This is a genomic window from Cytophaga sp. FL35 (assembly GCF_014349235.1).
In the GTDB taxonomy this organism is placed as follows: Bacteria; Bacteroidota; Bacteroidia; order Flavobacteriales; family Flavobacteriaceae; genus Euzebyella.
Window position 1 is genome coordinate 1 of sequence record NZ_JACSOH010000001.1, and the last position, 23,363, is coordinate 23,363.

At 39.7% G+C, this 23,363-nt stretch carries 18 protein-coding genes; 14 read left to right on the plus strand and 4 right to left on the minus strand.

What is annotated here, in order from left to right:
* Both BIZ36_RS00005 and BIZ36_RS00010 read right to left on the minus strand, forming a co-directional pair.
* Positions 1-919: putative sugar nucleotidyl transferase (locus BIZ36_RS00005; protein ID WP_187455798.1), on the minus strand; the 919-nt coding region annotated here is incomplete at its 3' end.
* Positions 920-1,088: 169 nt separating this feature from the next.
* Positions 1,089-1,361 carry a type B 50S ribosomal protein L31 gene (locus BIZ36_RS00010; RefSeq protein ID WP_187455799.1) on the minus strand — a complete coding sequence of 91 codons (273 nt, stop codon included), beginning with the start codon at positions 1,359-1,361 and terminating at the stop codon, positions 1,089-1,091.
* A 178-nt stretch (positions 1,362-1,539) separates the two neighbouring features.
* Between BIZ36_RS00010 and BIZ36_RS00015 the strand changes: the two genes are divergently transcribed.
* From BIZ36_RS00015 to BIZ36_RS00050, 8 genes are all read left to right on the plus strand, one after another.
* Positions 1,540-2,061, plus strand: coding sequence for a DUF4199 domain-containing protein (locus tag BIZ36_RS00015; RefSeq protein WP_187455800.1), 522 nt, complete (start codon positions 1,540-1,542; stop codon positions 2,059-2,061).
* A gap of 41 nt (positions 2,062-2,102) precedes the next feature.
* Positions 2,103-3,077 carry a glycosyltransferase family 2 protein gene (locus tag BIZ36_RS00020; protein WP_187455801.1) on the plus strand — a complete coding sequence of 325 codons (975 nt, stop codon included), beginning with the start codon at positions 2,103-2,105 and terminating at the stop codon, positions 3,075-3,077.
* Positions 3,078-3,109: 32 nt separating this feature from the next.
* Positions 3,110-4,819, plus strand: coding sequence for a phospho-sugar mutase (locus BIZ36_RS00025; protein WP_187455802.1), 1,710 nt, complete (start codon positions 3,110-3,112; stop codon positions 4,817-4,819).
* Positions 4,819-6,642 carry an ABC transporter ATP-binding protein gene (locus BIZ36_RS00030; RefSeq protein WP_187455803.1) on the plus strand — a complete coding sequence of 608 codons (1,824 nt, stop codon included), beginning with the start codon at positions 4,819-4,821 and terminating at the stop codon, positions 6,640-6,642. Before BIZ36_RS00025 ends, BIZ36_RS00030 begins: the two co-directional genes overlap by 1 nt.
* 72 nt (positions 6,643-6,714) lie before the next feature.
* A complete protein-coding gene (locus tag BIZ36_RS00035) occupies positions 6,715-7,257 on the plus strand; it encodes an RNA polymerase sigma factor (RefSeq protein ID WP_187455804.1) in 543 nt (180 codons plus the stop codon).
* Between the two features lie 33 nt (positions 7,258-7,290).
* Positions 7,291-7,806, plus strand: coding sequence for a hypothetical protein (locus BIZ36_RS00040; protein WP_187455805.1), 516 nt, complete (start codon positions 7,291-7,293; stop codon positions 7,804-7,806).
* Between the two features lie 100 nt (positions 7,807-7,906).
* Complete coding sequence (locus BIZ36_RS00045; protein WP_187455806.1) at positions 7,907-8,242, plus strand: hypothetical protein; 336 nt, start codon at positions 7,907-7,909, stop codon at positions 8,240-8,242.
* Between the two features lie 114 nt (positions 8,243-8,356).
* The gene (locus BIZ36_RS00050; protein ID WP_187455807.1) at positions 8,357-8,704 is read left to right on the plus strand and encodes a DUF6515 family protein; all 348 of its coding nucleotides are present in this window, start codon (positions 8,357-8,359) and stop codon (positions 8,702-8,704) included.
* 48 nt (positions 8,705-8,752) lie between these two features.
* Here the strand turns inward: BIZ36_RS00050 and BIZ36_RS00055 are convergent, their stop codons facing one another.
* On the minus strand, positions 8,753-9,781 hold the full coding sequence (locus BIZ36_RS00055; protein WP_187455808.1) for an oxidoreductase: 1,029 nt from the start codon (positions 9,779-9,781) through the stop codon (positions 8,753-8,755).
* Here BIZ36_RS00055 and BIZ36_RS00060 point away from each other — a divergent pair.
* The 3 genes from BIZ36_RS00060 (at position 9,780) to BIZ36_RS00070 (ending at position 15,625) form a co-directional block, all read left to right on the plus strand.
* Positions 9,780-11,072: an RsmB/NOP family class I SAM-dependent RNA methyltransferase gene (locus BIZ36_RS00060; RefSeq protein WP_353616801.1), complete on the plus strand. Its 1,293-nt coding sequence runs from the start codon at positions 9,780-9,782 to the stop codon at positions 11,070-11,072. The two genes, BIZ36_RS00055 and BIZ36_RS00060, sit on opposite strands and share 2 nt — an antisense overlap.
* Before the next feature lie 398 nt (positions 11,073-11,470).
* A complete protein-coding gene (gene purL, locus BIZ36_RS00065) occupies positions 11,471-15,166 on the plus strand; it encodes a phosphoribosylformylglycinamidine synthase (RefSeq protein WP_187455809.1) in 3,696 nt (1,231 codons plus the stop codon).
* Between the two features lie 3 nt (positions 15,167-15,169).
* A complete protein-coding gene (locus BIZ36_RS00070) occupies positions 15,170-15,625 on the plus strand; it encodes a GNAT family N-acetyltransferase (RefSeq protein WP_187455810.1) in 456 nt (151 codons plus the stop codon).
* A gap of 51 nt (positions 15,626-15,676) precedes the next feature.
* On the opposite strand, the gene BIZ36_RS00075 is transcribed toward BIZ36_RS00070, so the two are convergent.
* The gene (locus tag BIZ36_RS00075) at positions 15,677-18,277 is read right to left on the minus strand and encodes a DUF6923 family protein (protein ID WP_187455811.1); all 2,601 of its coding nucleotides are present in this window, start codon (positions 18,275-18,277) and stop codon (positions 15,677-15,679) included.
* Between the two features lie 243 nt (positions 18,278-18,520).
* Here BIZ36_RS00075 and BIZ36_RS00080 point away from each other — a divergent pair, with 243 nt between their 5' ends.
* The 3 genes from BIZ36_RS00080 (at position 18,521) to BIZ36_RS00090 (ending at position 23,325) form a co-directional block, all read left to right on the plus strand.
* A complete protein-coding gene (locus BIZ36_RS00080; protein ID WP_187455812.1) occupies positions 18,521-20,293 on the plus strand; it encodes an AMP-dependent synthetase/ligase in 1,773 nt (590 codons plus the stop codon).
* A gap of 131 nt (positions 20,294-20,424) precedes the next feature.
* Positions 20,425-20,892: a MarR family winged helix-turn-helix transcriptional regulator gene (locus BIZ36_RS00085; protein WP_187455813.1), complete on the plus strand. Its 468-nt coding sequence runs from the start codon at positions 20,425-20,427 to the stop codon at positions 20,890-20,892.
* 27 nt (positions 20,893-20,919) lie between these two features.
* Positions 20,920-23,325 carry a 3-hydroxyacyl-CoA dehydrogenase/enoyl-CoA hydratase family protein gene (locus BIZ36_RS00090; protein WP_187455814.1) on the plus strand — a complete coding sequence of 802 codons (2,406 nt, stop codon included), beginning with the start codon at positions 20,920-20,922 and terminating at the stop codon, positions 23,323-23,325.
* Positions 23,326-23,363 lie beyond the last annotated feature (38 nt).

Here is a 23,363-nt window from a genome sequence, read left to right on the forward strand (position 1 = left end):
TGCTATGGTCTCCCATCATTAAGCCACAAAATTGCAAACCCGTTTGCTCAAACCTTTCGGAGGCATAATTCCATAACCGGACTTTAGCATAATTATTCTTTAAATTGGAATTGTTACTGTCCGCCCCAATATTACACCACTCGCCTAGAACTGCATTTCCTAAATAACCTTCATGCCCTTTGCTGGAATACCCAAAAATGACCGAATTACTTATTTCCCCACACACCTTTCCGTAGGGGCCCACCGTGGTAGCCCCATAAATTTTTGCGCCCATTTTAACTACGGCATTGTTTCCAAGGGCAAAAGCACCGCGTATAAGGTTTCCTTCCCAGATTTGGGAATCTTTTCCTAAATAGATAGGACCGTCAGTGGCATTAAGAATGCTATGTTCAACTTGGGCACCTTCCTCCGCAAATATTCGTTCTGGATGTATTAGAACATTTGTAGTACTTATGGGAGCACTTTCCCTATCCTCGGTCAAAAGGTTAAAATCTTCCTGAATTGCTTCGGCGTTCTTAGAAAAAATATCCCACGTATTAATAACTCGTAAGGAATCGCCTTCATATTCTATTGCCTTATAAGATGCTAAATCAACATCATCCTGCGTATCCTTTGTAAAAAATGCAATGACCTCCTCACCTTGAAAAATGGCCTCTCCTTCTTCTAAACCTTTGACCAATTCTACCAATTCACCATTGGGCAAAAAAGAAGAGTTGATTAAAATATTTTCCTCCATTTCAACCATTGGATACTTTTCCGAGAGATAATCTTCCGTAATGGTGGTAGTGGTATAACCCAAATACTTTTCCCACTTTTCCCGTATGGTAAGAATACCGATTCTAATATCGGCAACCGGTCTTGTAAAGGTAAAGGGAAGCAGATTATCCCTTACTGTACCATCAAAAAGTATGTAGTTCATTCGTTTTATTTTCGATAAAATTAAGTAATCTAATCACGATGAACTTTTTAAATTATTGTTATCTGGACAAAAATCATCAAACCATCCAAATTTAAATGGGGCATATGGAGCATAGAAAACAAAAACGCCCCCAATATTGGAGGCGTTCTGTTTATCTAGGAAAGCAAGCTTATTTCTTTTCAGCAGCTGGCTTTTTCTTAAATTTCTCGTATTTGCTTTTGAACTTATCAATACGTCCTGCAGTATCCAAGAATTTGGCCTTACCAGTATAGAACGGATGAGAAGTTCTGGAAATTTCTAATTTCACCAAAGGATATTCAACACCATCAACTTCAATGGTCTCTTTGGTATTAGCTGTAGATTTGGTTAAGAACACGTCATCGTTTGACATGTCTTTAAAGGCTACCAACCTATAATTTTCTGGGTGTATGTCTTTTTTCATCTAATTTAAAATTTTACGCACCCATTCCGACAGGCACTCATTTTAAGGCTGCAAATTTAGACATTTTTAAACAACCAACAATTTATTTCCGCAAAAAAGAAATAAAAAAGTCTATCTTTAAATGTAACAAAAATCTAAACTCCCCTACTAACGCAAAACAACCTAAATAAAAAGTACAATGGAAGAAAATCTACCCAAACCAGCTAAATTCTCCCTTAATTATGGATTGATAACCGGAGGTATAGGAATTATTTTTGGTATAATGTTATATACCATGGACATGCACTATGAAAGAGGTATGGCCGTTCAAGGAACCCAAATTGCCATTCTTGCTGCCGGTATCATCTTGGCCATTGTTCAATTCAAGAAAGCGAACCTAACTTTTTTAACGTTATCCGAAGCCCTAAAGATTGGCGCCGGAGTTGCTTTAATCTCCGGAATTTTGGGGATTATATACTTTTTTGTTTTCTCAAACTATGTGGAGCCAGATTTTATGGACAACATGTATGAGATTGGAAAACAACAAGCCCTGGCGGACAATCCAAAACTTACCCCTGAGCAAATAGACCAAGGTATTGAGATGCAGAAGAAGTTTGCATGGATATCCTACCCGATCATTATCATTTTCAATGTCATCATTGGTTTGGTCATAGGTTTAATTACCGGTCTAATTCTTAAAAAACAAAAGCCTGCGTATTAACTGCAAAGTTGTACTTTTGGGCAGACCTATAGAATAATTGCATGGATCTGTCCATAATCATACCTCTCCTAAACGAGGAAGAATCACTTATTGAACTTTATGATTGGATCGTAAAGGTGATGCGATCAAAGGGGTATTCCTATGAAATAATTTTTATAGATGATGGGAGTACGGATAGTTCTTGGACCAAAATCTCTGAAATTTCCTTACAAGATTTACATGTCAAGGGTATTAGATTTGTAAAGAACTTTGGTAAGTCGCAGGCTTTGCACGCCGGTTTTAAAGCGGCAAGGGGCCGGGTGGTTATCACAATGGATGCCGATTTACAAGATAATCCGGAAGAAATACCTGAATTGTACCGACTTATTCATGAGGAAAAGTTTGATTTGGTGTCAGGTTGGAAAAAGAAAAGGTTTGATTCCGTTCTATCCAAAAATTTGCCATCCAAACTTTTCAATTGGGCGGCCAGGCAAACCTCCGGAGTACAACTCAATGATTTTAATTGTGGATTAAAGGCTTTTGATCAACGTGTAATCAAAAACATTGAAGTCTCTGGAGAAATGCATAGGTATATACCAGTATTGGCCAAAAATGCGGGCTTCAGTAAAATTGGAGAAAAAATAGTACAGCACCAGGCTAGAAAATACGGTAAGACCAAATTTGGAATGGAACGCTTTATCAACGGATTTTTAGACCTACTTACCATTTGGTTCGTTTCCAAATTTGGAAAACAACCTATGCACTTATTTGGTGCACTTGGCGTATTAATGTTCATTGTAGGCTTTGGCTTTGCTATTTATTTGGGCATAGACAAACTCTTTATCAATCCTACAGGGAGATTGATAACGGATCGTCCGCAGTTTTTCATTTCCTTAACCGCCATGATTTTGGGAACACAATTATTTTTAGCAGGTTTTTTGGGGGAAATGTTAATACGTTCCAAGAAAAACGAGAACCGTTATAATGTTTCCGAAGAAATTAACCTTCAGCCGAAGGAAAAACAATATTCTTCTTAAATTTAGATACTAAAAATCACGAACTATATACTATGGATGCCATTTTAAACACTGCCAAAAGTTGGCTTACAGATTTCTTTGATCCCGCCGTAAAACAAGAAATTCAAGATCTTATCGCTAACGATACCGAAGAACTCAAAGACCGTTTCTATAAGAACATGGAGTTTGGTACCGGCGGTATGCGCGGTGTAATGGGGGTTGGCACCAATAGAATCAATAAATATACTTTAGGGAAAAGTACTCAGGGGCTAAGTAATTACCTTAAGAAGATCTATGCGGGAGATGATATAAAAGTGGTAATCGCTTTTGATTGCCGTAATAATAGTGACACTTTGGCTAGAACGGTTGCAGAGGTACTATCGGCCAACGGTATTAATGTGTACCTATTTTCTAGTTTGAGAACCACACCGGAATTATCTTTTGCCGTAAGGCACTTAGGTTGCCATGCAGGTATAGTCTTGACGGCATCCCACAACCCGCCGGAATATAATGGCTATAAAGTGTACTGGACCGATGGTGGACAAATTGTACCGCCACAGGATGGCGAAATAATTTCTGAAATCAATGCCTTGGCCTATGAAGATATCAACTTCAACGCCAACGATTCCTTGATTCAATTAATAGATAAAGAAGTAGACGAAGCCTTTTTTGAAGCCTCGGTAAACAACGGAAATTTCAATGCCCCGGGAAAAGATGAATTTAAAATCGTTTTCACTTCGTTGCACGGAACATCTATTACCGCTATACCGGAAGTTTTAAAACGTGCCGGTTATAAAAATGTAACTATTATTGAAGAACAAGCAGAACCCAATGGTAATTTCCCGACGGTGAAATCCCCTAATCCTGAAGAATCGGAAGCGTTATCCATGGCCATTAAAAAAGCTGAAGAGATTGGTGCAGATATGGTGGTAGGTACCGATCCCGATAGTGACCGCTTAGGAATTGCCGTAAGAAATTTAGAAGGTGAAATGGAAATTGTAAATGGCAACCAAGCCATGATACTCATGACCAAATTTCTTTTGGAACAACAAAAACTCAAAGGGTTTAAAGACAATGAATTTGTAGCGACTACGATTGTTTCTACCCCAATGATGGAAGCCATGGCCAAGGCTTATGGTGTAGAATTTAAAACGGCCCTTACCGGATTTAAATGGATCGGCAAAATGATCAAGGATTTTCCAGAATCACATTTTATTGGAGGAGGGGAAGAAAGTTTTGGTTATATGGTGGGTGACTTTGTCAGGGATAAAGACGCCGTTACCTCTACCCTCTTGGCCTGTGAAATTGCCTCCCAAGCGAAAGCAAACGGAAGCTCTTTCTATAAGGACCTCATTCAATGCTATGTTGATTACGGCTTTTACAAAGAAAAGTTGATATCCATCACCAAAAAAGGTATGAGCGGTGCCGAGGAAATTAAGCAAATGCTCAAAGACTTTAAAGAAAATCCCGTTTCCAGTGTGGCAGGTTCCAAAGTAAAATGGATTGAGGATTATAATATGAGTATTGCCAAAAATGTGCTTACCGGTGAGGAAAAATCCATAGATATTCCAAAATCAAATGTATTGATTTACGAAACGGAAGATGGTACTCGAATCGCAGCTAGGCCCAGTGGTACGGAACCTAAAGTAAAATTTTACATTAGTACGAATGCAAATTTGGACCGTGCGGCCGACTTTAAAAAGGTTTCTGCGAACCTTGACGATAAAATAAATACCATATTGGGAGAATTGAACCTCGGTTAATGGAGTATTTTAAAAAGATCCTTCGGTTTGCAAAACCATATAGCAAATACGGTTATTTAAATATCTTTTTCAACATCTTGTACGCCTTGTTTAGTGCTCTTTCGTTCGCCGCACTAATTCCAATGCTGGACGTGTTGTTCAAGCCTGAAAATAGAGTCACTGTAGAGCCCGTTTATACGGGCTTCAGTGATATTAAGGACTATCTACAAGCTTATATCAACTTTAGGGTCACGGAGTATTCCGGTGATGATGAAATGAAAGGATTGATATTGGTAATTGGACTGGTTCTGGTGCTTTTTCTGCTAAAGAATTTCTTTAATTATTTGGCAATGTACTTTATAACCTTTCTCAGGAACGGGGTTTTAAAGGATATTAGGAACAAAATGTACAGTAAAATAGTCGAACTGCCTATTTCATTCTATTCTGAAAAACGTAAAGGTGATGTGATTGCTAGGATAACGTCAGATGTACTAGAAATACAGCATTCCTTTTTGTCTATTTTGGAACTCATAGTAAGAGAACCTTTGACCATCCTTTTCACTATTTTAATTATGTTTGGTATAAGTACCAAGCTTACTCTTTTTGTTTTCATTTTCATTCCGATTGCAGGGACTATTATTTCCAGAATTGGTAAATCTTTAAAAAAGAAGTCCGATAGGGTTCAAAGGGAACAAGGCGAATTCCTTTCCATTGTGGAAGAAACCCTAGGAGGTCTTAGGGTAATCAAAGCTTTTAATTCCGAATCCTACTTTTACAGACTTTTTGATAAATCTACCACTCGCTTTTTTAGATTTTCAAATACGTTATTGAACCGACAAAATTTGGCTTCCCCAACAGGTGAATTTTTGGGAATATTGGTAATAGGTGTCTTATTGTGGTTTGGTGGAAAAATGGTTTTAGTTGAAAAGACGTTAGACCCTTCGTCCTTTATTGCCTATATGGGTTTGGCGTACAATATTCTTACTCCCGCGAAAGCTATCAGCAAGGCTTCGTACGGAGTTAAAAAAGGAAATGCCGCCGCAGAGAGGGTATTGGAGATTCTTGAGACGGAAAACCCTATTTCAGATCGACCCAACGCAATTGAAAAAAGTTCATTTGAGAAGGGCATTCACCTTCAAAATGTTTCCTTTAAATACGAGGATGAATACGTTCTTAAGAATTTTAACCTTAAAGTTCCAAAAGGAAATACGGTGGCCTTGGTAGGTCAATCGGGCAGCGGAAAAAGTACAATTGCCAATTTGGTAACCCGTTTTTATGACGTCAATGAAGGAGAAATTTCCCTGGATGATCAAAATATCAAGGACATTACTAAAAAGTCCTTACGCTCATTACTAGGCCTTGTTACCCAAGATTCTATTCTATTTAACGATACTGTTGCAAAGAATATCTCCTTAGGAAAGGAAAATGCTACAGAAGCCGAGATTATGGAAGCGGCAAAAATTGCCAATGCCCATGATTTCATTATGGAACTTCCAAACGGGTATAATACCAACATTGGGGATAGTGGCAATAAATTGAGCGGTGGGCAAAAGCAACGCCTTTCCATAGCCCGTGCCGTTCTTAAAAACCCACCGATTATGATTCTGGACGAGGCTACATCGGCCCTTGATACGGAAAGTGAGCGATTGGTACAGGACGCGTTGGAAAAAATGATGCAGAACAGAACATCCATTGTAATAGCCCATCGTTTGTCAACGATTCAAAATGCCAATACCATTGTAGTGCTTCAAAAGGGTGAAATTGTGGAACAGGGCACGCATCAGCAGCTCATGGAAAAAGAAGGGGTCTACAAAAAACTAGTGGCTATGCAATCATTGGATTAGAATAAAATTCGACCCGTTCATTAAACCTTTTCTTAGAAGAAAAGTCCAACTTATATATTTAAGCCTATTAATTTGGTTACGGAAGAAACCTTAGTACATCAATTACAACAAAAAGAAAGCCTTTCCGAGGCTTTTGAGGTCTTGGTAAACACCTACAAGACCCAATTATATTGGCATATTAGACAAATTGTAATGAATCATGATGATGCTGATGATGTTTTACAGAACACTTTTATTAAGGTTTATAGGAATATTGACGGATTTAAGGGCGAAAGCAAGCTTTATTCCTGGATGTACAGGATAGCTACCAATGAGGCATTGTCATTCTTAAAAAAGAAAGCGCGGCGCAGTGGTTTAACGGATGGGGAACTTCAGGAGCAAATCGTCCAAAATTTAGAGGCGGACGTATATTTTGAAGGAGATGAAATTCAACTGAAATTGCAACAAGCCTTGGCCACTTTGCCCGAAAAACAAAAATTGGTCTTCAACATGAAATATTTTCAGGAAATGAAATATGAGGAAATTTCCGAAATTCTGGATACTTCTGTAGGAGGCCTCAAGGCTAGCTATCATTTGGCCGTTAAAAAAATTGAAGCTTTTTTAAAAACCGATTAAACCTTTTAAGGTTTTGAATGTCAAATAAAAGCAATGGACAAGAATTCAAAAAATAATCCTTTTAAAACGCCCGAAAACTATTTTGGAAGTTTTGAAGACCGCCTTAAAGAAAAAATTACAGAAGGGCAGCCTAACTTTCCCGTTGAAGAAGGTTTTGGTGTACCCAAGGGTTATTTCAATGATATTCATTCACGCGTCTTGAAGAAGATGGAAGCTTCTGATCCTAAAGTCGTTAAGCTTCCTCTTTTTAAAAACTACTATTATTTGGGAGCTTCCATTGCCGCCATTCTAATTATTGCCTTGGCCATCAACTTAGGTCTGAACAAGAAGCAACCTACTTTTGATGATTTGGCGCACTCTGAAATAGAAGCCTATTTTCAAAACAATGATATTGGCATTACCAGTTATGAACTGGCCGAAGTAATACCCGTAGACCAATTGGAAGTTTATGATATTGTTGAGGATCAATGGGGCGATGAACAAATGGTAGATTACCTCAATGAGAATATTGAGGATTTTGAATCACTTAATCTCGAATATGATGAATAAAAGTATAATCAAAGTTCTTTTCACTGTTTTTTTCTTAGCCAGCAGCTTGACTTTTGGTCAATCCAAGAAGGACAAGATAAAATCCTTGAAAGTGGCTTTTATGACAGAAAGACTTGACCTTAGTAGTAAGGAGGCACAAGAATTTTGGCCCTTGTACAATAAATATGAGGAAGACCGAAATGACCTAAGGAGAAAGCAACACGAAGAAATTAGAACGAAAATTAAGAACGTAAACGATATTTCTGAAAAGGAAGCCAAAGAATTGCTTGACCGGTATTTGAGGTATGAACAAGATGAAGAAAAAGTAGAAAAACAGTTTTTGGAATCGGTAAGCAAAGTAATCTCTGCCCGTAAAACAATGCTTTTGTTACGCTCAGAAGAAGAGTTTAAAAAAGAATTGATAAAAAGGTACCACGAGCGCAGGGGCAATAGATAGAGTAACAAAAATTTCGATAAACAACACGTAAAAAGGGGCTTTAAGCCTCTTTTTTCATTAAACCCCTAGCCTATTTCACAGTCTTACATATAGAAACCTTTAAAATTTTAGACTATGAGAAATCTTAAAATTGTACTGTTGTTGGCATTGACCTTTATTATCGGCAATCAATCGTTTGCTAATTCAACCGCCACAAGCGTTGAAAAGGAAATTACTAGGGTAAGCCCTAGAACCACTACCAAGATAATTGTGTTCAAAGGGAAGAAATATCAATTTAAAAATGGAAATTGGTATATAACCAGAGGAAGAAAGTTGGTGGTGGTTCGCCCACCAATAGGAATTAAGGTAAGAACATTACCAAGAACAAATAGAGTTGTTTTGGTAAAAGGAAAAAAACGCTATCTATCCAATGGTATCTACTACAAGAAAAGAGGAAGAAACTTTGTAGTTGTCAAAATCTAATAAGACAGGTTATAGATTCGGGGACAAGTTGTACGCTGCTTGTCCCTTTTATTTGAAAACCAATTTGGCTATTCTATTTTTTCCTGCCGCATAGGCTACAGAATCATTTAAAAACCGTAGGGTGTAAAATTCTTCATTGGAAAGTTTTTTCCAATGCTCCCCTTGATCGGATGTATAGCTGATACCGGTAAAACCTAGGGCCACCATCTCCGTACCGTCAGAATTAGGTACAAATTGCACACAGCTTTTATAAGGCGGCTCTTCTCCAATAGCAATTAGCTCCCAAGTTTTACCTCCATCAAATGTAATGGCCTTATTTGCTTGGTTGCCTTCTGGTTGGGTGTAATCTCCCCCAAAGGCAATGCCCAGTTTTTCATTATAAAAGTCCATGCTGTAAATTCCCTGAGTTGGCTCTTCAGCCGCTATGGGAGTAGTTTGAATGTTCCAAGTTTTACCCTTATCCGGAGAAAAATAAATTCTACCTGCCGTTGTAGCAATCCAAGTGGTATCACCCCAAATAGCAATATTGGTATTACTGGCGGCAAATGCCCCTTCTCCCTCTATTCCCTTTGGTAGTAAATCACAACTTAATTTTTCCCAAGATTCTCCGCCATCCCTAGTAATGATTATACTTAAACAGCCATCTACACTATCGCCAATGGCAATTCCTTCCAAATCGTTCCAAAACTGCATTGCATCATAAAATACCGACGCTCCCTCTTCCCTGTATGTCAATTCCATCTTTCCATTGCCACCTGTTTTGTACAACAAGGCCGGATTGGAAACGGAAAGCATAAAAAAATCGGTAGTTGTATGGGCTATTGCCCTAAACTCGGGTAAAAGACTATCTTCCTGCATCACATTGGTCCTCACTTTACCATTGCCTAAATCCACAGTTCCAAAAACACCTTTGTTTGCCGCAAAGGCCAAACTGTTACCCATAATTTCTATAGCCCTCACACTTATGGAATCTTGGTATAGGTTTGAAACTGTTACGGATGAAAACGGAGTTCTCGTTTCCTTTTCAGAACAAGAAACCAGACATAAAAGCAAGATTATAACAAGACGTATTCTCATGAACATAAAATTTCTCAAAAATACAGGGATTCCGCACGAATACAATACCTTTGCACCCATCTTTTTAGAACCGTACAATATGAGACTACACAGAAATCTTGTCTTCGCAGTAATCGATGCGCTTAACCTAATTTTCAATGAAGGGGAATATGCAGATAAAGTAGTACAGAAAGTACTAAAGTTCGACAAGCGTTGGGGATCAAGGGACCGTGGATTTATAGCGGAAACCACTTATGAAATGGTCCGTTATAAAAGGTTGTACGCAGAGATTGCCGGTGTAAAAGCTCCCTACAACAGACCGGAACTCTTTAGAATGTGGGCTGTTTGGGCCGTTTTAAAAGGTATTACCTTGCCCGATTGGAAGCAAATAGAACCCACTCCGGAAAGGCGTATAAAAGGCAAGTTTGATGAGCTTTCAAAAATCAGGAAATTTAGGGAGGCCGTGCCGGACTGGATAGACGAGCTATGTGAAAAGGCCCTTGGAGATGAACTTTGGACCAAAGAAATAGCAGCCCTAAATGAGCAAGCGGAAGTTATCCTAAGGACCAATACCTTAAAGATTACAAAGGAAAAACTGCGAAAGGAACTATTGAACGAAGGCGTTGTTGCAGAACCTATTAAGGGGTATCCCCTAGCTCTTAAACTACCGGAGCGAGCCAATGTATTTGTAACCGAATCCTTTAAAAAAGGCTATTTTGAGGTTCAGGATGCCTCTTCGCAATTGGTTTCTGAACTTTTGGATGTACAACCAGGACAACGTGTGGTAGACACCTGTGCCGGCGCCGGTGGAAAATCGTTACATTTGGCCTCTTTGATGGAAAACAAGGGGCAATTGATCTCCATGGATATTTACGTAAGTAAGTTAAAGGAATTGAAACGAAGGGCCCGTAGAAACGGCGCCCACAACATTGAAACCCGTGAGATAGATTCCACCAAGGTGATTAAAAAGCTTTATGGAAGCGCGGACCGGGTTTTGATAGATGCCCCTTGTACAGGCTTAGGAGTTATTAGAAGAAACCCGGACACCAAATGGAAACTACAGCCCGAGTTTTTGGATAAAATAGTAAAAACACAATCCGAAATTCTGGAAAGCTACAGTCGCATAGTAAAACCAAAAGGAAAGATGGTATATGCCACCTGTTCCATATTGCCACAAGAAAATGGCAATCAAGTACAGTCCTTTTTAAATTCAGAGGCGGGCAAAGACTTTAAATTGAATCAAGAAAAGAATATTTTCGCTTCTAAAAGTGGTTTTGACGGGTTTTATATGGCCCTATTGGAAAAAAACTAGTATTTAGGTTTTTGGTTTCGGCTTTTTTTGGGGCGATTGGCTTCTAGTTAGTCGTTTATATGTTGAGCCTTGAGAAATTTAGGCGTTAAAGACCGCCTCCCTTCCTTTTGTAACCATCGGTTATCGGCCTGAAAATAGTGCTTACAATTCCTACAAATTAGCTATCTTCATCCAAGAAAACCCAACTAGGTATTTTGTCTTCAGCACCCAAGATATCATGGGTTATGGCGGACATTCAATATTATGGATTCTTGTTGCGTATAACAAATAAGCGTACAAAGCCGCCTGCCCAAAGTAATCAACAATAAAGGGCTTATTCTGTTAATTATTCTCTGCGCTAGATTTGATGAAAAGCTGTAAATTTGTGCTTTTCAAAAACCTATCAATCTAGATAATCAATGGTTCTTTTTTTCGGTGATTCCAGTACCAAGATTTTTGCTGTTCAGACTTCCAGCGAACTCAATCAAGAAGACATAAACAAATTAGTTTGGTTGTTTGGCAACCAACCCCTTATACAAACGGCGTCTGTAGACGCCTTTTTTGTTGGCCCTAGGGCTGCCATGATTACCCCATGGAGTACCAATGCCACGGAAATTACCCAAAATATGGGTATTAATGGTGTTATCCGTATTGAGGAATTTCAAGCAGTAGCAGAAGACTTTAGTGACTTTGACCCCATGCTGTCACAAAAATACAATGAGTTGGGTCAAGAAATTTACACTATTAATGTTACACCAGAACCCATTTTAGAGATTGAGGACATTGCCGCCTACAATGACCAAGAAGGTTTGGCGCTTAGCGATGAAGAGGTAGCCTACCTAAACGATCTTTCACAGAAAATGGGAAGGAAACTAACGGATTCCGAAGTTTTTGGTTTTAGTCAGGTAAATTCCGAGCATTGCAGGCACAAAATTTTTAATGGAACTTTTATTGTTGATGGAGAAGAAATGCCTTCTTCTCTATTTAAACTGATCAAGAAAACATCACAGGAAAACCCTAATGATATTGTATCGGCTTATAAGGACAATGTGGCCTTCTTAAAAGGGCCTAAAGCCACTCAGTTTGCTCCTAAAACAGCAGATAAGCCTGATTTTTACGAAGAAAAAGAGTTCGAATCGGTTATTTCCTTAAAGGCCGAAACCCATAACTTCCCCACTACCGTAGAACCTTTTAACGGAGCTGCAACCGGTTCTGGAGGAGAAATCAGGGACCGTCTTGCCGGCGGAAAAGGCTCTCTTCCACTGGCAGGTACCGCCGTTTATATGACTGCTTATTCCCGTTTGGAAAAAGAACGTCCGTGGGAACAAGCCATGCCGGAACGTGACTGGTTGTACCAAACCCCAATGGACATACTTATTAAGGCATCCAACGGTGCATCGGACTTTGGAAACAAATTTGGGCAACCTTTAATCGCTGGATCCGTTCTTACTTTTGAGCATGATGAGCATACGGACCCAACGGTGGAAAAAGCCAGAAAATTGGGGTATGATAAGGTAATTATGCAAGCCGGTGGAATTGGGTATGGAAAAACGGAGCAGGCTATTAAGGACCAACCCAAAGAAGGGGACAAAATTGTTATTCTTGGAGGGGACAACTACCGCATTGGAATGGGCGGAGCAGCCGTTTCCAGTGCCGATACGGGAGAATTTAGCTCTGCCATAGAATTAAACGCCGTACAACGTTCCAATCCGGAAATGCAAAAAAGAGCCGCCAATGCTATTCGCGGCATGGTTGAAAGCGATAAAAACCCCATTGTTTCCATTCATGACCATGGTGCAGGTGGCCACCTCAACTGCTTGTCCGAATTGGTTGAGGAAACCGGCGGAAAAATAGATTTGGATAAATTACCGGTTGGGGACCCTACCCTATCCGCCAAAGAAATTATTGGCAACGAATCTCAAGAACGTATGGGATTGGTTATCGGCCAAAAAGATGCAGATTTACTTCAACGAATCGCGGAAAGAGAACGCTCACCTATGTACGAAGTAGGTGATGTTACAGGTGACGACCGTTTTACTTTTGAATCCAACACCACAGGTGAAAAGCCTATGGACGTAAACCTTTCCGATATTTTTGGAAGCTCTCCAAAAACCACCATGGAAGATACTACCGTTAACCGCAGCTATGCGGAGCCCACCTATTCCTTAGAGTTTTTTCATGATTACCTGGACCAAGTGCTTCAGTTAGAAGCTGTCGCCTGTAAAGACTGGTTAACAAATAAGGTAGACCGTTGTGTAGGTGGGCGTGTAGCCAAACAGCAATGTGCCGGTCCTTTACAGCTACCTTTAAACAATGTGGCCGTTATGGCCTTGGATTTTAAGGGAAAGGAAGGGATTGCCACCAGTATTGGCCACTCCCCTATTTCTGGGCTAATTGATCCCGTAGCGGGAAGTAAAAACAGTATTGCCGAATCATTGACCAACATCATCTGGGCGCCGCTTAGAGAAGGATTAACCTCTGTTTCCCTTTCTGCCAACTGGATGTGGCCCTGTAAAAACGAAGGCGAGGATGCCCGTTTGTATAAAGCGGTCAAGGCCGTTTCGGATTTTGCCATTGAATTGGGAATCAATGTTCCAACGGGTAAGGATTCGCTATCCATGAAGCAGAAATACAAAGACGGGGATGTTATTTCTCCGGGAACCGTAATTATTTCAGCAGCCGGACATTGCAATGATATCAACAAGGTGGTAGAACCTGTCCTACAAAAGGATGGCGGTGCCATTTATTACATCAATTTATCCCAAGACGCCTATAAATTGGGAGGTTCCTCTTTTGCACAGGTTAAAAACACGATTGGAAACCAAGCCCCTAGCATTGCGGATGCGGCCTATTTTAAAAAGGTCTTCAACGCCATACAACAATTGATTAGGGACGGAAAAATTATTGCCGGTCATGATGTGGCTTCCGGGGGACTTATCACCACTTTATTGGAAATGTGCTTTGCCGATACCGATTTAGGAGCGCAAGTTGATCTAACAGACTTGGGGGAACAGGATTCCATAAAATTATTGTTTTCGGAAAATGCGAGTATCGTTTTTCAGGCCGAAGATGATAGTGTAGAAGCTTACTTGAAAGATTTGGACATTCAGGTACAAAAAATTGGACAGGTAGTTTCCGAAGGTACCTTGACCATCCGAAACAACGGTATGGAAATGGGCCTAAATGTTTCATCTTTAAGGGATACGTGGTACAAAACCTCCTACCTTTTGGATCAACAACAAACCGCCAACGGTCTGGCCCTAGAACGTTTTGACAACTATAAAATTCAGCCTTTATCCTACAAATTTCCGGTAGATACCAGCATTGACCTGGAAAACTACGTTCCCTTTACCGGCAAAAGACCGAAGGCTGCTATCCTAAGGGAAAAAGGCAGTAATTCGGAAAGAGAAATGGCTAATGCCATGTACCTAGCCGGTTTTGATGTGAAGGATGTACATATGACCGATTTAATATCCGGTAGGGAAACTTTAGAGGATATTCAGTTTATCGGAGCTGTTGGCGGATTCTCAAATTCTGACGTTTTAGGCAGCGCCAAAGGGTGGGCCGGGGCAATCAAATACAACGAAAAGGCCAATACGGCCATAAAGAAATTCTTTGAAAGACCAGATACGCTGTCCATTGGCATCTGTAATGGTTGCCAATTGTTCATGGAGCTGGACCTTATCAATCCAGAACATGAAAAACACGGTAGAATGACTTATAACGAGAGCCATAAACACGAAAGCAGCTTTACATCGGTAAAAATTCAAGAGAATAATTCCGTAATGCTTACCAGCTTGGCAGGTACTACTTTAGGAGTATGGATTTCTCATGGAGAGGGTAAATTTAGCCTTCCACAGTCTGAAAATCAATACGCCATTGTAGCTAAATACGGCTATGAAGGCTATCCCTCCAATCCTAATGGAAGCGATTTTAATACCGCCATGCTCTGTGATAAAACGGGTAGGCACTTGGTAACCATGCCACATATTGAACGTTCTATCTTCCCTTGGAACTGGGCGCATTATTCCAGACATAGAAACGATAAGGTAAGTCCTTGGCTAGAAGCTTTTGTGAATGCCAGAAAATGGGTAGATATGCAAAATAAGAAGTAAGAAGTGTTTAAAATTAGGCGTGCCACCCGAAAAGATGTACCTGAAATTATAGCTCTTTTAGCCAATGACAAGCTAGGGGAATTACGGGAAGATTTTAGGGACCCGCTACCCGAAGCCTATTATACTGCTTTTGAAAAGATACAGACAGATGCCAATCAGCATCTAATGGTTTTGGAGGATGTAAACGGTTCCGTCATTGGAACACTGCAATTAAGCTTTATACAATATTTGACTTATCAAGGTGGTATAAGGTCGCAAATTGAAGCTGTTAGGGTACATCCCGATCACCGTGGAAAAGGATTAGGAAGAAAACTTTTTGAATGGGCCATTGGGTTTGCTGAAAAAAATGGGGCCCACTTAATACAACTTACCACAGATAAAAAAAGACCTGAGGCATTGGCGTTCTATAAAGAATTAGGTTTTACTGCAAGTCATGAGGGAATGAAACTGCATTTTTAATGCCCCAAATACAGTTCCATTCCCTATGCTTTGCATGGGTGTGGGCCCAATTTACTTGATCATAATCTTATTGCTCCAAATCCTATCATTGGAACTACTAAGCTTATAAAGGTACAGTCCAGGGGAAAGGCTATTCTTTTTTATTGTTATTCTATTTTGGCCTTTTTGGGTATCGCCTGTTTGGTCACATTGAGACATCTTCTTGCCCGTAAGGTCAAATATTTCTAACGTATAGGTGCCGGCGTTATCCTCAAAGAAATAAAGGCTTGCTTCTTCTTTCACGGGATTTGGATATAGTAAGGACTCATTAGTGTCTTCCAGTACAAAAAGAGTTTCTTTTTCCTTATTATTAAAGGTGACATTAGAAAGCTCCATTTCCTTATTTTCTTCAACGCCATTTTTTGCCACCAAATTGAAGTTGATTACTTTGATATTTGAAAAATCAGTACTTCCAGAATCCCCGCTAAAGTCTGCTGCCGCTAATAAATAATTTTCAGTTTCGGAAGTCAACGCTACCTCGGTCTCAAAGACTTGACCATTGCCTTTAGTAATCTTGATCTCCAAGGTGCCCGTTCCTTGTGCATCAAATGAAAGTTTGGAATAATTAGAAAGATCAACCGCTGCAAATCTTGGGCTTAGAGCCCTGTATACTCCAATATAACTTGAGGTCTTGCCACTCAAGGAGATATTTCTTTCTATCGGATAGCCATCTTCCATATAGGGATCGGCACTTTCTTTCACTTCGTAATTACTTACAGTAGTACCTATAGCCGAAGCATCTAGACCCCAGGGAGCATCCGCTACGAACAAATCATCCGGAGTACCTCCTTTAACGTTGCTTATCCTAAATCCAAAATCAAAAATATTACCCGTTTTCAAAGAGACGGAATCCAAATAACCCTCAATAGGTGTTGCAAAAGACATATTCTCCGTACCCATAGTTTCGGTCCTCTTGATTCCACCTTCCAAGTCTATTCCTCCTGCTCTATTGTTATTCACCAAACTTAAAATAACTTCACCTTTGGCATATTTTGCAGATTTTACGAAAACGGGAGGTGGTGTTGAACCTTTGTAATCAATTATGGCCGCATTGGCTTCCAATAGATTGAGGATTTCATCGGCCAACGCCAATAGGTCGTCCACGGTATTGGACCAGATTTGAAAGTTATAATATGCGGTATCGCTCGGGTACATATCGATATTCCAATGGGATTCAATTACAAATTCATTATCCCCATTCAACCTAGCAGAAAAAGACAAAGCAAATTCTGTATTTCCATCAGGCTGTTTTATGATAGATTTTATGAAATCTTTTTCCCTTAATTGAATATTGGAAACAGAAAGTAGTTGAGCTCCTAAGAAACGGTCACAAATAAACTTACTATGTTCGTATACCTTATTCTCGGTCTTAATGACCATTAGCGCTCCAATATTATTTGTATCTTTTAAATAATCTACTGAATAGATATCCGAGGCATTGGTAAGATCCAATAAATCTGCGGGGGAGGATTCTATGGTACTGGTTTCGCCAATGATGTCCAAGGGAACCAAATCAGCAAGAGGAATGGCATCAGCACTATTTTTCCCGCTTTTCCCATATAACGCGCCTTTCTTTAAAACCTTGGCACTTAACTTATCGAATTTATAGTTTGTGGATGCCCTGTTGTAATTTCTTTGATTAATTAAAGACGATAATCTATCGTTACTTTCTAAACCACCATCATTGGCACCAGAAGTAAGTGTTATTTCTGGACAGGCGGCAATACCTGAACAAGCGGGATCATCACAATCGGTCAATCCGTCCCCATCATCATCCAATCCATTCAAACAATCTTCTTGAGGTACAGGAGCGGTTGGACACCTTGCACCATCGTTTAAGGATGAAGCCGGTCCAAAAGCAAAAATGTTGGATTGAATTATTCCATCTACCAATATGTTATGAACCGCATTTATTTTATATACAGAACCTGTTTGATTTGCGGAAATATAGAAATTACCATCAACATCAAAATATACTGCTCCAAATGTATAATTCAATCCTGATAATATGGGTACTATTCCCAAAGGCTGAACCAAACCTGTTTCGGCATTGATACGATAAAGAATATTTGTTTTCTTTTCAACCGTATAAAGCATCCCGTCAACAGCATTAAAAGCCCAATCATGAATATTTATATTCTGACTTAAGGTAGTGGCGCCCACATACTCCAAATAATTATTGGATTCAGGATTTAAATCCACCGAATAAAAGGTTGAGGAACCCGATCTAAAGTAATAGATTCCATCAATGGAAATATCTCCCACATACTTATTATTACTGTCCGGTAATTCGGGTATGTTGTAAATATCCGTTGTGAAATTTTTACCAATTCTTACAATGGATTTGCTTGGAGAAGAAAGATATCCCCAGATATAGCCATCAGCAGAATTATAAGCCGCTGCATTAATATTTCCGGAGGTTACATTTTCTGCAACCATATACGCACTACCGGAGGCCAAATCTACTGCATAGATGTCGTTGTACTGGAACAAGTAGGCATTGTAATCACATTGGAAAGGTTCTGATTGTGCCTGCAAACCAAACATTGTAACTATTAAAATTACAAAGGCAAGGGTGCACGACCGTGTTTTAAGTAGGTAAAGGTTCTTCATAATTATCATTTTATGAAGTACGAAATTACTCTTATTTTATATGTATTTTCCTACTTTGTTGTGAAATGAATATTTTTGTAGGTGAATGCCAACTATCTATGGATAAGTGGTTTTCAACGAGTAATGGAATTTCACCAACACCTTAAATATGAATTATTCATTATAATTGCATCTTTGTTGCAAATATCATTTTAAAATACCGTTCGCTTTTCATAATTTGCAACAGCTTAACTCAAGCCTACTATGAAAGAAATCACTCGACTATTTGACTTTCCTTACTATCAGTTGGAGAAGTTCAACTTGGAAAAATCATTGGTAACCAAAGTTAATGGTGTATGGAAGTCTACATCTACCAAGGATTATATTGATCAGGCCAACGCCATGAGTAGGGCGTTATTAAAAATGGGTATAGGCCCTAATGACAAAATTGCGGTCATTAGCATGACCAACAGAACAGAGTGGAACATTATGGATATAGGAATTTTGCAGCTTGGGGCGCAAAACGTACCTATCTATCCCACTATTTCAGAAGAGGACTACGCTTATGTCCTTAACCATTCCGAAGCAAAGTATTGTTTTATATCATGCGATGAAGTACATCAAAAGGTTAGTGCCATTCGTAATCAAGTGCCACACTTGAAAGACGTGTTCTCTTTTGATAAATTGCCCAATTGTAAAAACTGGAAAGAGGTTTTGGAAATGGGAGGGGATATATCCAATCAAGACGAAGTTGAAAAATTGAAAGATGCCGTTAAGCCTACAGACCTAGCTACCCTTATTTATACCTCGGGAACTACCGGAAGGCCTAAAGGTGTAATGCTTTCGCATCATAACCTTGTTAGCAACGCCATAGAAAGCTCCAAGAGGTTTCCAATTGAAGATGGAAAGACTAAATCATTAAGCTTTTTGCCCTTATGCCATGTATATGAGCGCATGCTCATTTATCTATATCAATACCGTGCGGTTACTATTTATTACGCAGAATCACTTGATAAAATTAGTGAAAACCTGAAGGAAACTGGTCCACATGTTATGACAGCGGTACCCCGCTTACTTGAAAAAGTATACGATAAAATTTTGGCAAAGGGTACCGAGCTTACCGGTATCAAAAAGAAACTTTTCTTTTGGGCCATTGAAATAGGATTACAGTATCAACCCTACGGAGAAAATGGCTGGTGGTACGAGCAAAAACTTGCTATTGCCAGAAAACTAATATTTAAAAAATGGAAGGAAGGGCTTGGTGGCAACCTTCATTTAATTGCATCCGGTAGTGCCGCCTTACAACCCAGACTGGCCAGAATTTTCAATGCAGCCGAATTTGGATTAATGGAAGGATATGGATTAACCGAAACCTCGCCCGTTATTGCGGTAAATGACATGCGTGACGGCGGATTCAAGATTGGAACCGTTGGCAAGCCCATTGGTCAAACCCAAGTTAAAATTGCGGAAGATGGCGAAATCTGCATAAAGGGTCCCCAGGTTATGATGGGTTATTACAAAGACCCGGAAAAAACGGCTGAAGTTCTAATTGACGGCTACTTTCACACTGGCGACATTGGAGAAGTGGATAGCGAAGGTTTTCTGAAGATTACAGACCGGAAGAAAGAAATGTTTAAAACTTCGGGCGGAAAATATGTGGCGCCCCAGCTGTTGGAAAACCGCTTTAAGCAATCTCGTTTTATAGAACAGATTATGGTTGTTGGTGAAGGCGAGAAAATGCCCGCAGCCCTTATTCAACCAGATTTTGAATATTTAAACGAGTGGGCAAAGAGCAATAATATTACCATTCCTGAAAATTCGGATATCATTTTAAATGAGAAAGTTTTAGAGCAATTTCAGAAAGAAGTGGATGATGCCAACGAAAAGTTTGCTAAATGGGAAAAAGTAAAGCAATTTAGGCTAACACCTGATGTATGGAGCATTAGCGAAGGTCATCTCACCCCCACCATGAAACTCCGTAGAAAAATTATAAAGGAGAAGTATCAAAGTCTCTACAATGATATTTACGGTCGTTAGGTACTTCTGGAAGTAAGTAATATCACCTTAATGTAAAAGCATTTTTTTTGGATGAGGGAAGCTATTTTTTTATAAATTTATTATGCATGCATAATAAATTTTTCTATATTTGAAGAACCTAATTCCAACCAATGAAAGAAATTACAATTGATTATGCACTTCGTGCAACCTGGCAAGCAGTGGCTAGAATGTACAATGAGGAGGCAAAGAAATTCGGTTCTACCATGGCAGTTGGTTTTACACTTTTGAGTATTGATCCAAAAACTGGAACTCCCTCAACTTCCTTAGGTCCCAAAATGGGCATGGAAGCTACCAGTCTCTCTCGCATTCTAAAGAGAATGGAAGAACAGGGCTTAATTGAACGTAAGCCCAACCCTAAAGACGGTCGCGGTGTACTTATCCATCTTACGGATTTTGGGTTGGAGAAAAGAAACGATTCCAAAAATGTAGTACTTCGATTTAATGAATCCGTTCGCTCAAAAGTTTCTCAAGAAAAGCTGAACGGTTTTTTTGAAGTGATGAATTCCATCAATGAGATGATTGTGGAAAAAAATATGCAAAGCAACGACAAAACTATTAATGGTCATCAACCTAAATGACCTCTTAACCTATAAACATTTTTAAAAGTGAACAAACACATTAATAAAGTAGCGGTTATCGGATCCGGTATTATGGGAAGCGGTATCGCTTGTCATTTTGCCAATATTGGGGTTGAAGTCTTACTTCTCGATATTGTTCCGCGTGAACTTACCGACGCCGAAAAGGCTAAAGGACTCACTTTAGAAGATAAGGTGGTTCGTAATAGATTGGTCAATGATTCACTAAATGCGGCCTTAAAATCAAAGCCCTCACCTATTTACCATCAGAAATTTGCTTCTAGGATCACTACGGGAAACTTGGAAGACGACATTGCAAAAGTCTCCAAGGTAGATTGGATCATTGAGGTGGTAGTAGAAAGGTTGGACATTAAAAAACAGGTTTTTGAAAACCTGGAAAAGCACAGAACTCCGGGAACATTGATTACTTCAAATACTTCCGGTATTCCCATTAAATTTATGTCCGAAGGACGAAGTGAAGATTTTCAAAAATATTTCTGTGGTACGCACTTTTTCAATCCTGCCAGATATCTAAAGCTTTTTGAAATTATTCCGGGACCTAAAACTTCTACAGAAGTGCTCGATTTTTTAAATGGTTATGGGGAGAAGTTTCTTGGGAAGACCTCTGTGGTCGCCAAAGATACCCCGGCATTTATTGGAAACCGAATAGGTATTTTCAGCATCCAAAGTCTTTTCCACATGGTGAAGGATCTGGGAATGACCGTAGAGGAAGTGGATAAGCTTACAGGTCCTGTTATAGGCAGACCAAAATCGGCCACTTTCAGAACGGTTGATGTCGTAGGTTTGGATACGTTGGTTCACGTAGCCAATGGAATCTATGATAACTGTCCGAACGACGAACGTCACGATTTGTTCAAACTACCGGATTTCATCACTACCATGATGGATAACAAATGGTTGGGGAGTAAAACCGGGCAAGGTTTCTATAAAAAAGTAAAAGACGCGAAAGGTAAAAGCGAAATCTTGACCTTGGATTTGGATACTATGGATTATAGATCTAAAAAAAGTGCCAAGTTCGCAACCCTAGAATTGACCAAGACGGTTGATAAGGTAATTGATCGTTTGGCCATTTTAACCGACGGAAAAGACAAGGCCGGGGAATTTTACAGAAAAAGTTTTGGGCAATTGTTTGCCTACGTTTCCCACCGCATTCCCGAAATCTCGGATGACCTATATAAAATTGACGATGCGATGAAAGCCGGCTTTGGCTGGGAACACGGTCCATTTCAAATTTGGGATGCCGTTGGACTCGACAAGGGTCTTGATTTTATAAAAGCAGAGAATCTAGAAGCTGCCAATTGGGTTTCAGAAATGAAATCGGCAGGTATTACCTCGTTCTACTCCGTAAAAGATGGGGCCACTTATTTCTATGATATTTCCAAAAAATCCATGGAAAAAGTGCCAGGTCAAGATGCGTTTATTATTCTTGATAATATTCGTAAGAGTAAGGAAGTCTTTAAAAATAGTGGTGTAGTTGTAGAGGATTTGGGAGACGGAATTTTGAATGTGGAATTTCAGTCAAAGATGAATACCATTGGTGGGGATGTCCTTAGCGGAATGAACAAGGCAATCGACCTTGCCGAAAAAGACTTTCAGGGTCTAGTTGTGGGCAACCAAGCGGCCAATTTTTCCGTAGGAGCCAATATTGGAATGATATTCATGATGGCCGTAGAACAGGAATATGATGAATTGAACATGGCCATTAAGATGTTTCAAGACACGATGATGCGTATGAGATATTCATCCATACCTACAGTTGCGGCACCTCACGGAATGACTTTAGGGGGCGGATGCGAACTTTCGCTTCACGCCGATAAAGTGGTAGCCGCGGCCGAAACCTATATTGGTTTGGTAGAATTTGGCGTTGGCGTTATTCCTGGTGGTGGTGGCTCCAAGGAGTTCGCGTTACGAGCTCAAGACACTTTTAAGAAAAATGATGTGGAGCTGAATGTGCTACAAGAGTACTTTTTGACCATAGGTATGGCCAAAGTATCAACATCTGCCTATGAAGCTTACGATTTAGGTATCCTTCAACATGGAAAGGATATTGTGGTCGTAAATAAAGACAGACAAATTGCTACGGCGAAAGCGCACGCTAAGCTTATGGCAGAATCAGGTTATACAAAACCTGTAAAACGAAAGGATATTAAGGTTTTAGGCAAGCAGGCTTTGGGAATGTTCTTGGTAGGAACTGATTCTATGGAAGCCAGCAGATATATTAGTGAGCACGATAAGAAAATTGCCAACAAATTGGCCTATGTAATGGCTGGTGGAGACCTGTCAGAGCCTAGCTATGTTAGCGAGCAATACCTTCTTGATTTAGAAAGGGAAGCCTTTTTGTCGCTTTGTACCGAAAGAAAAACCTTGGAACGTATACAGCACATGCTAAAAACCGGTAAACCTTTGAGGAATTGATAACAACGGTAGTGAGTTGTTAGATGTGAGTACTGAGA

What these genes read in the sequence shown, in the direction of transcription:
- BIZ36_RS00010 (WP_187455799.1), bottom strand. Translation starts at nt 1,361, where the DNA reads ATGAAAAAAGACATACACCCAGAAAATTATAGGTTGGTAGCCTTTAAA.
- BIZ36_RS00015 (WP_187455800.1), top strand. Translation starts at nt 1,540, where the DNA reads ATGGAAGAAAATCTACCCAAACCAGCTAAATTCTCCCTTAATTATGGA.
- BIZ36_RS00020 (WP_187455801.1), top strand. Translation starts at nt 2,103, where the DNA reads ATGGATCTGTCCATAATCATACCTCTCCTAAACGAGGAAGAATCACTT.
- BIZ36_RS00025 (WP_187455802.1), top strand. Translation starts at nt 3,110, where the DNA reads ATGGATGCCATTTTAAACACTGCCAAAAGTTGGCTTACAGATTTCTTT.
- BIZ36_RS00030 (WP_187455803.1), top strand. Translation starts at nt 4,819, where the DNA reads ATGGAGTATTTTAAAAAGATCCTTCGGTTTGCAAAACCATATAGCAAA.
- BIZ36_RS00040 (WP_187455805.1), top strand. Translation starts at nt 7,291, where the DNA reads ATGGACAAGAATTCAAAAAATAATCCTTTTAAAACGCCCGAAAACTAT.
- BIZ36_RS00045 (WP_187455806.1), top strand. Translation starts at nt 7,907, where the DNA reads ATGACAGAAAGACTTGACCTTAGTAGTAAGGAGGCACAAGAATTTTGG.
- BIZ36_RS00050 (WP_187455807.1), top strand. Translation starts at nt 8,357, where the DNA reads ATGAGAAATCTTAAAATTGTACTGTTGTTGGCATTGACCTTTATTATC.
- BIZ36_RS00060 (WP_353616801.1), top strand. Translation starts at nt 9,780, where the DNA reads ATGAACATAAAATTTCTCAAAAATACAGGGATTCCGCACGAATACAAT.
- BIZ36_RS00055 (WP_187455808.1), bottom strand. Translation starts at nt 9,781, where the DNA reads ATGAGAATACGTCTTGTTATAATCTTGCTTTTATGTCTGGTTTCTTGT.
- purL (WP_187455809.1), top strand. Translation starts at nt 11,471, where the DNA reads ATGGTTCTTTTTTTCGGTGATTCCAGTACCAAGATTTTTGCTGTTCAG.
- BIZ36_RS00075 (WP_187455811.1), bottom strand. Translation starts at nt 18,277, where the DNA reads ATGAAGAACCTTTACCTACTTAAAACACGGTCGTGCACCCTTGCCTTT.
- BIZ36_RS00080 (WP_187455812.1), top strand. Translation starts at nt 18,521, where the DNA reads ATGAAAGAAATCACTCGACTATTTGACTTTCCTTACTATCAGTTGGAG.
- BIZ36_RS00085 (WP_187455813.1), top strand. Translation starts at nt 20,425, where the DNA reads ATGAAAGAAATTACAATTGATTATGCACTTCGTGCAACCTGGCAAGCA.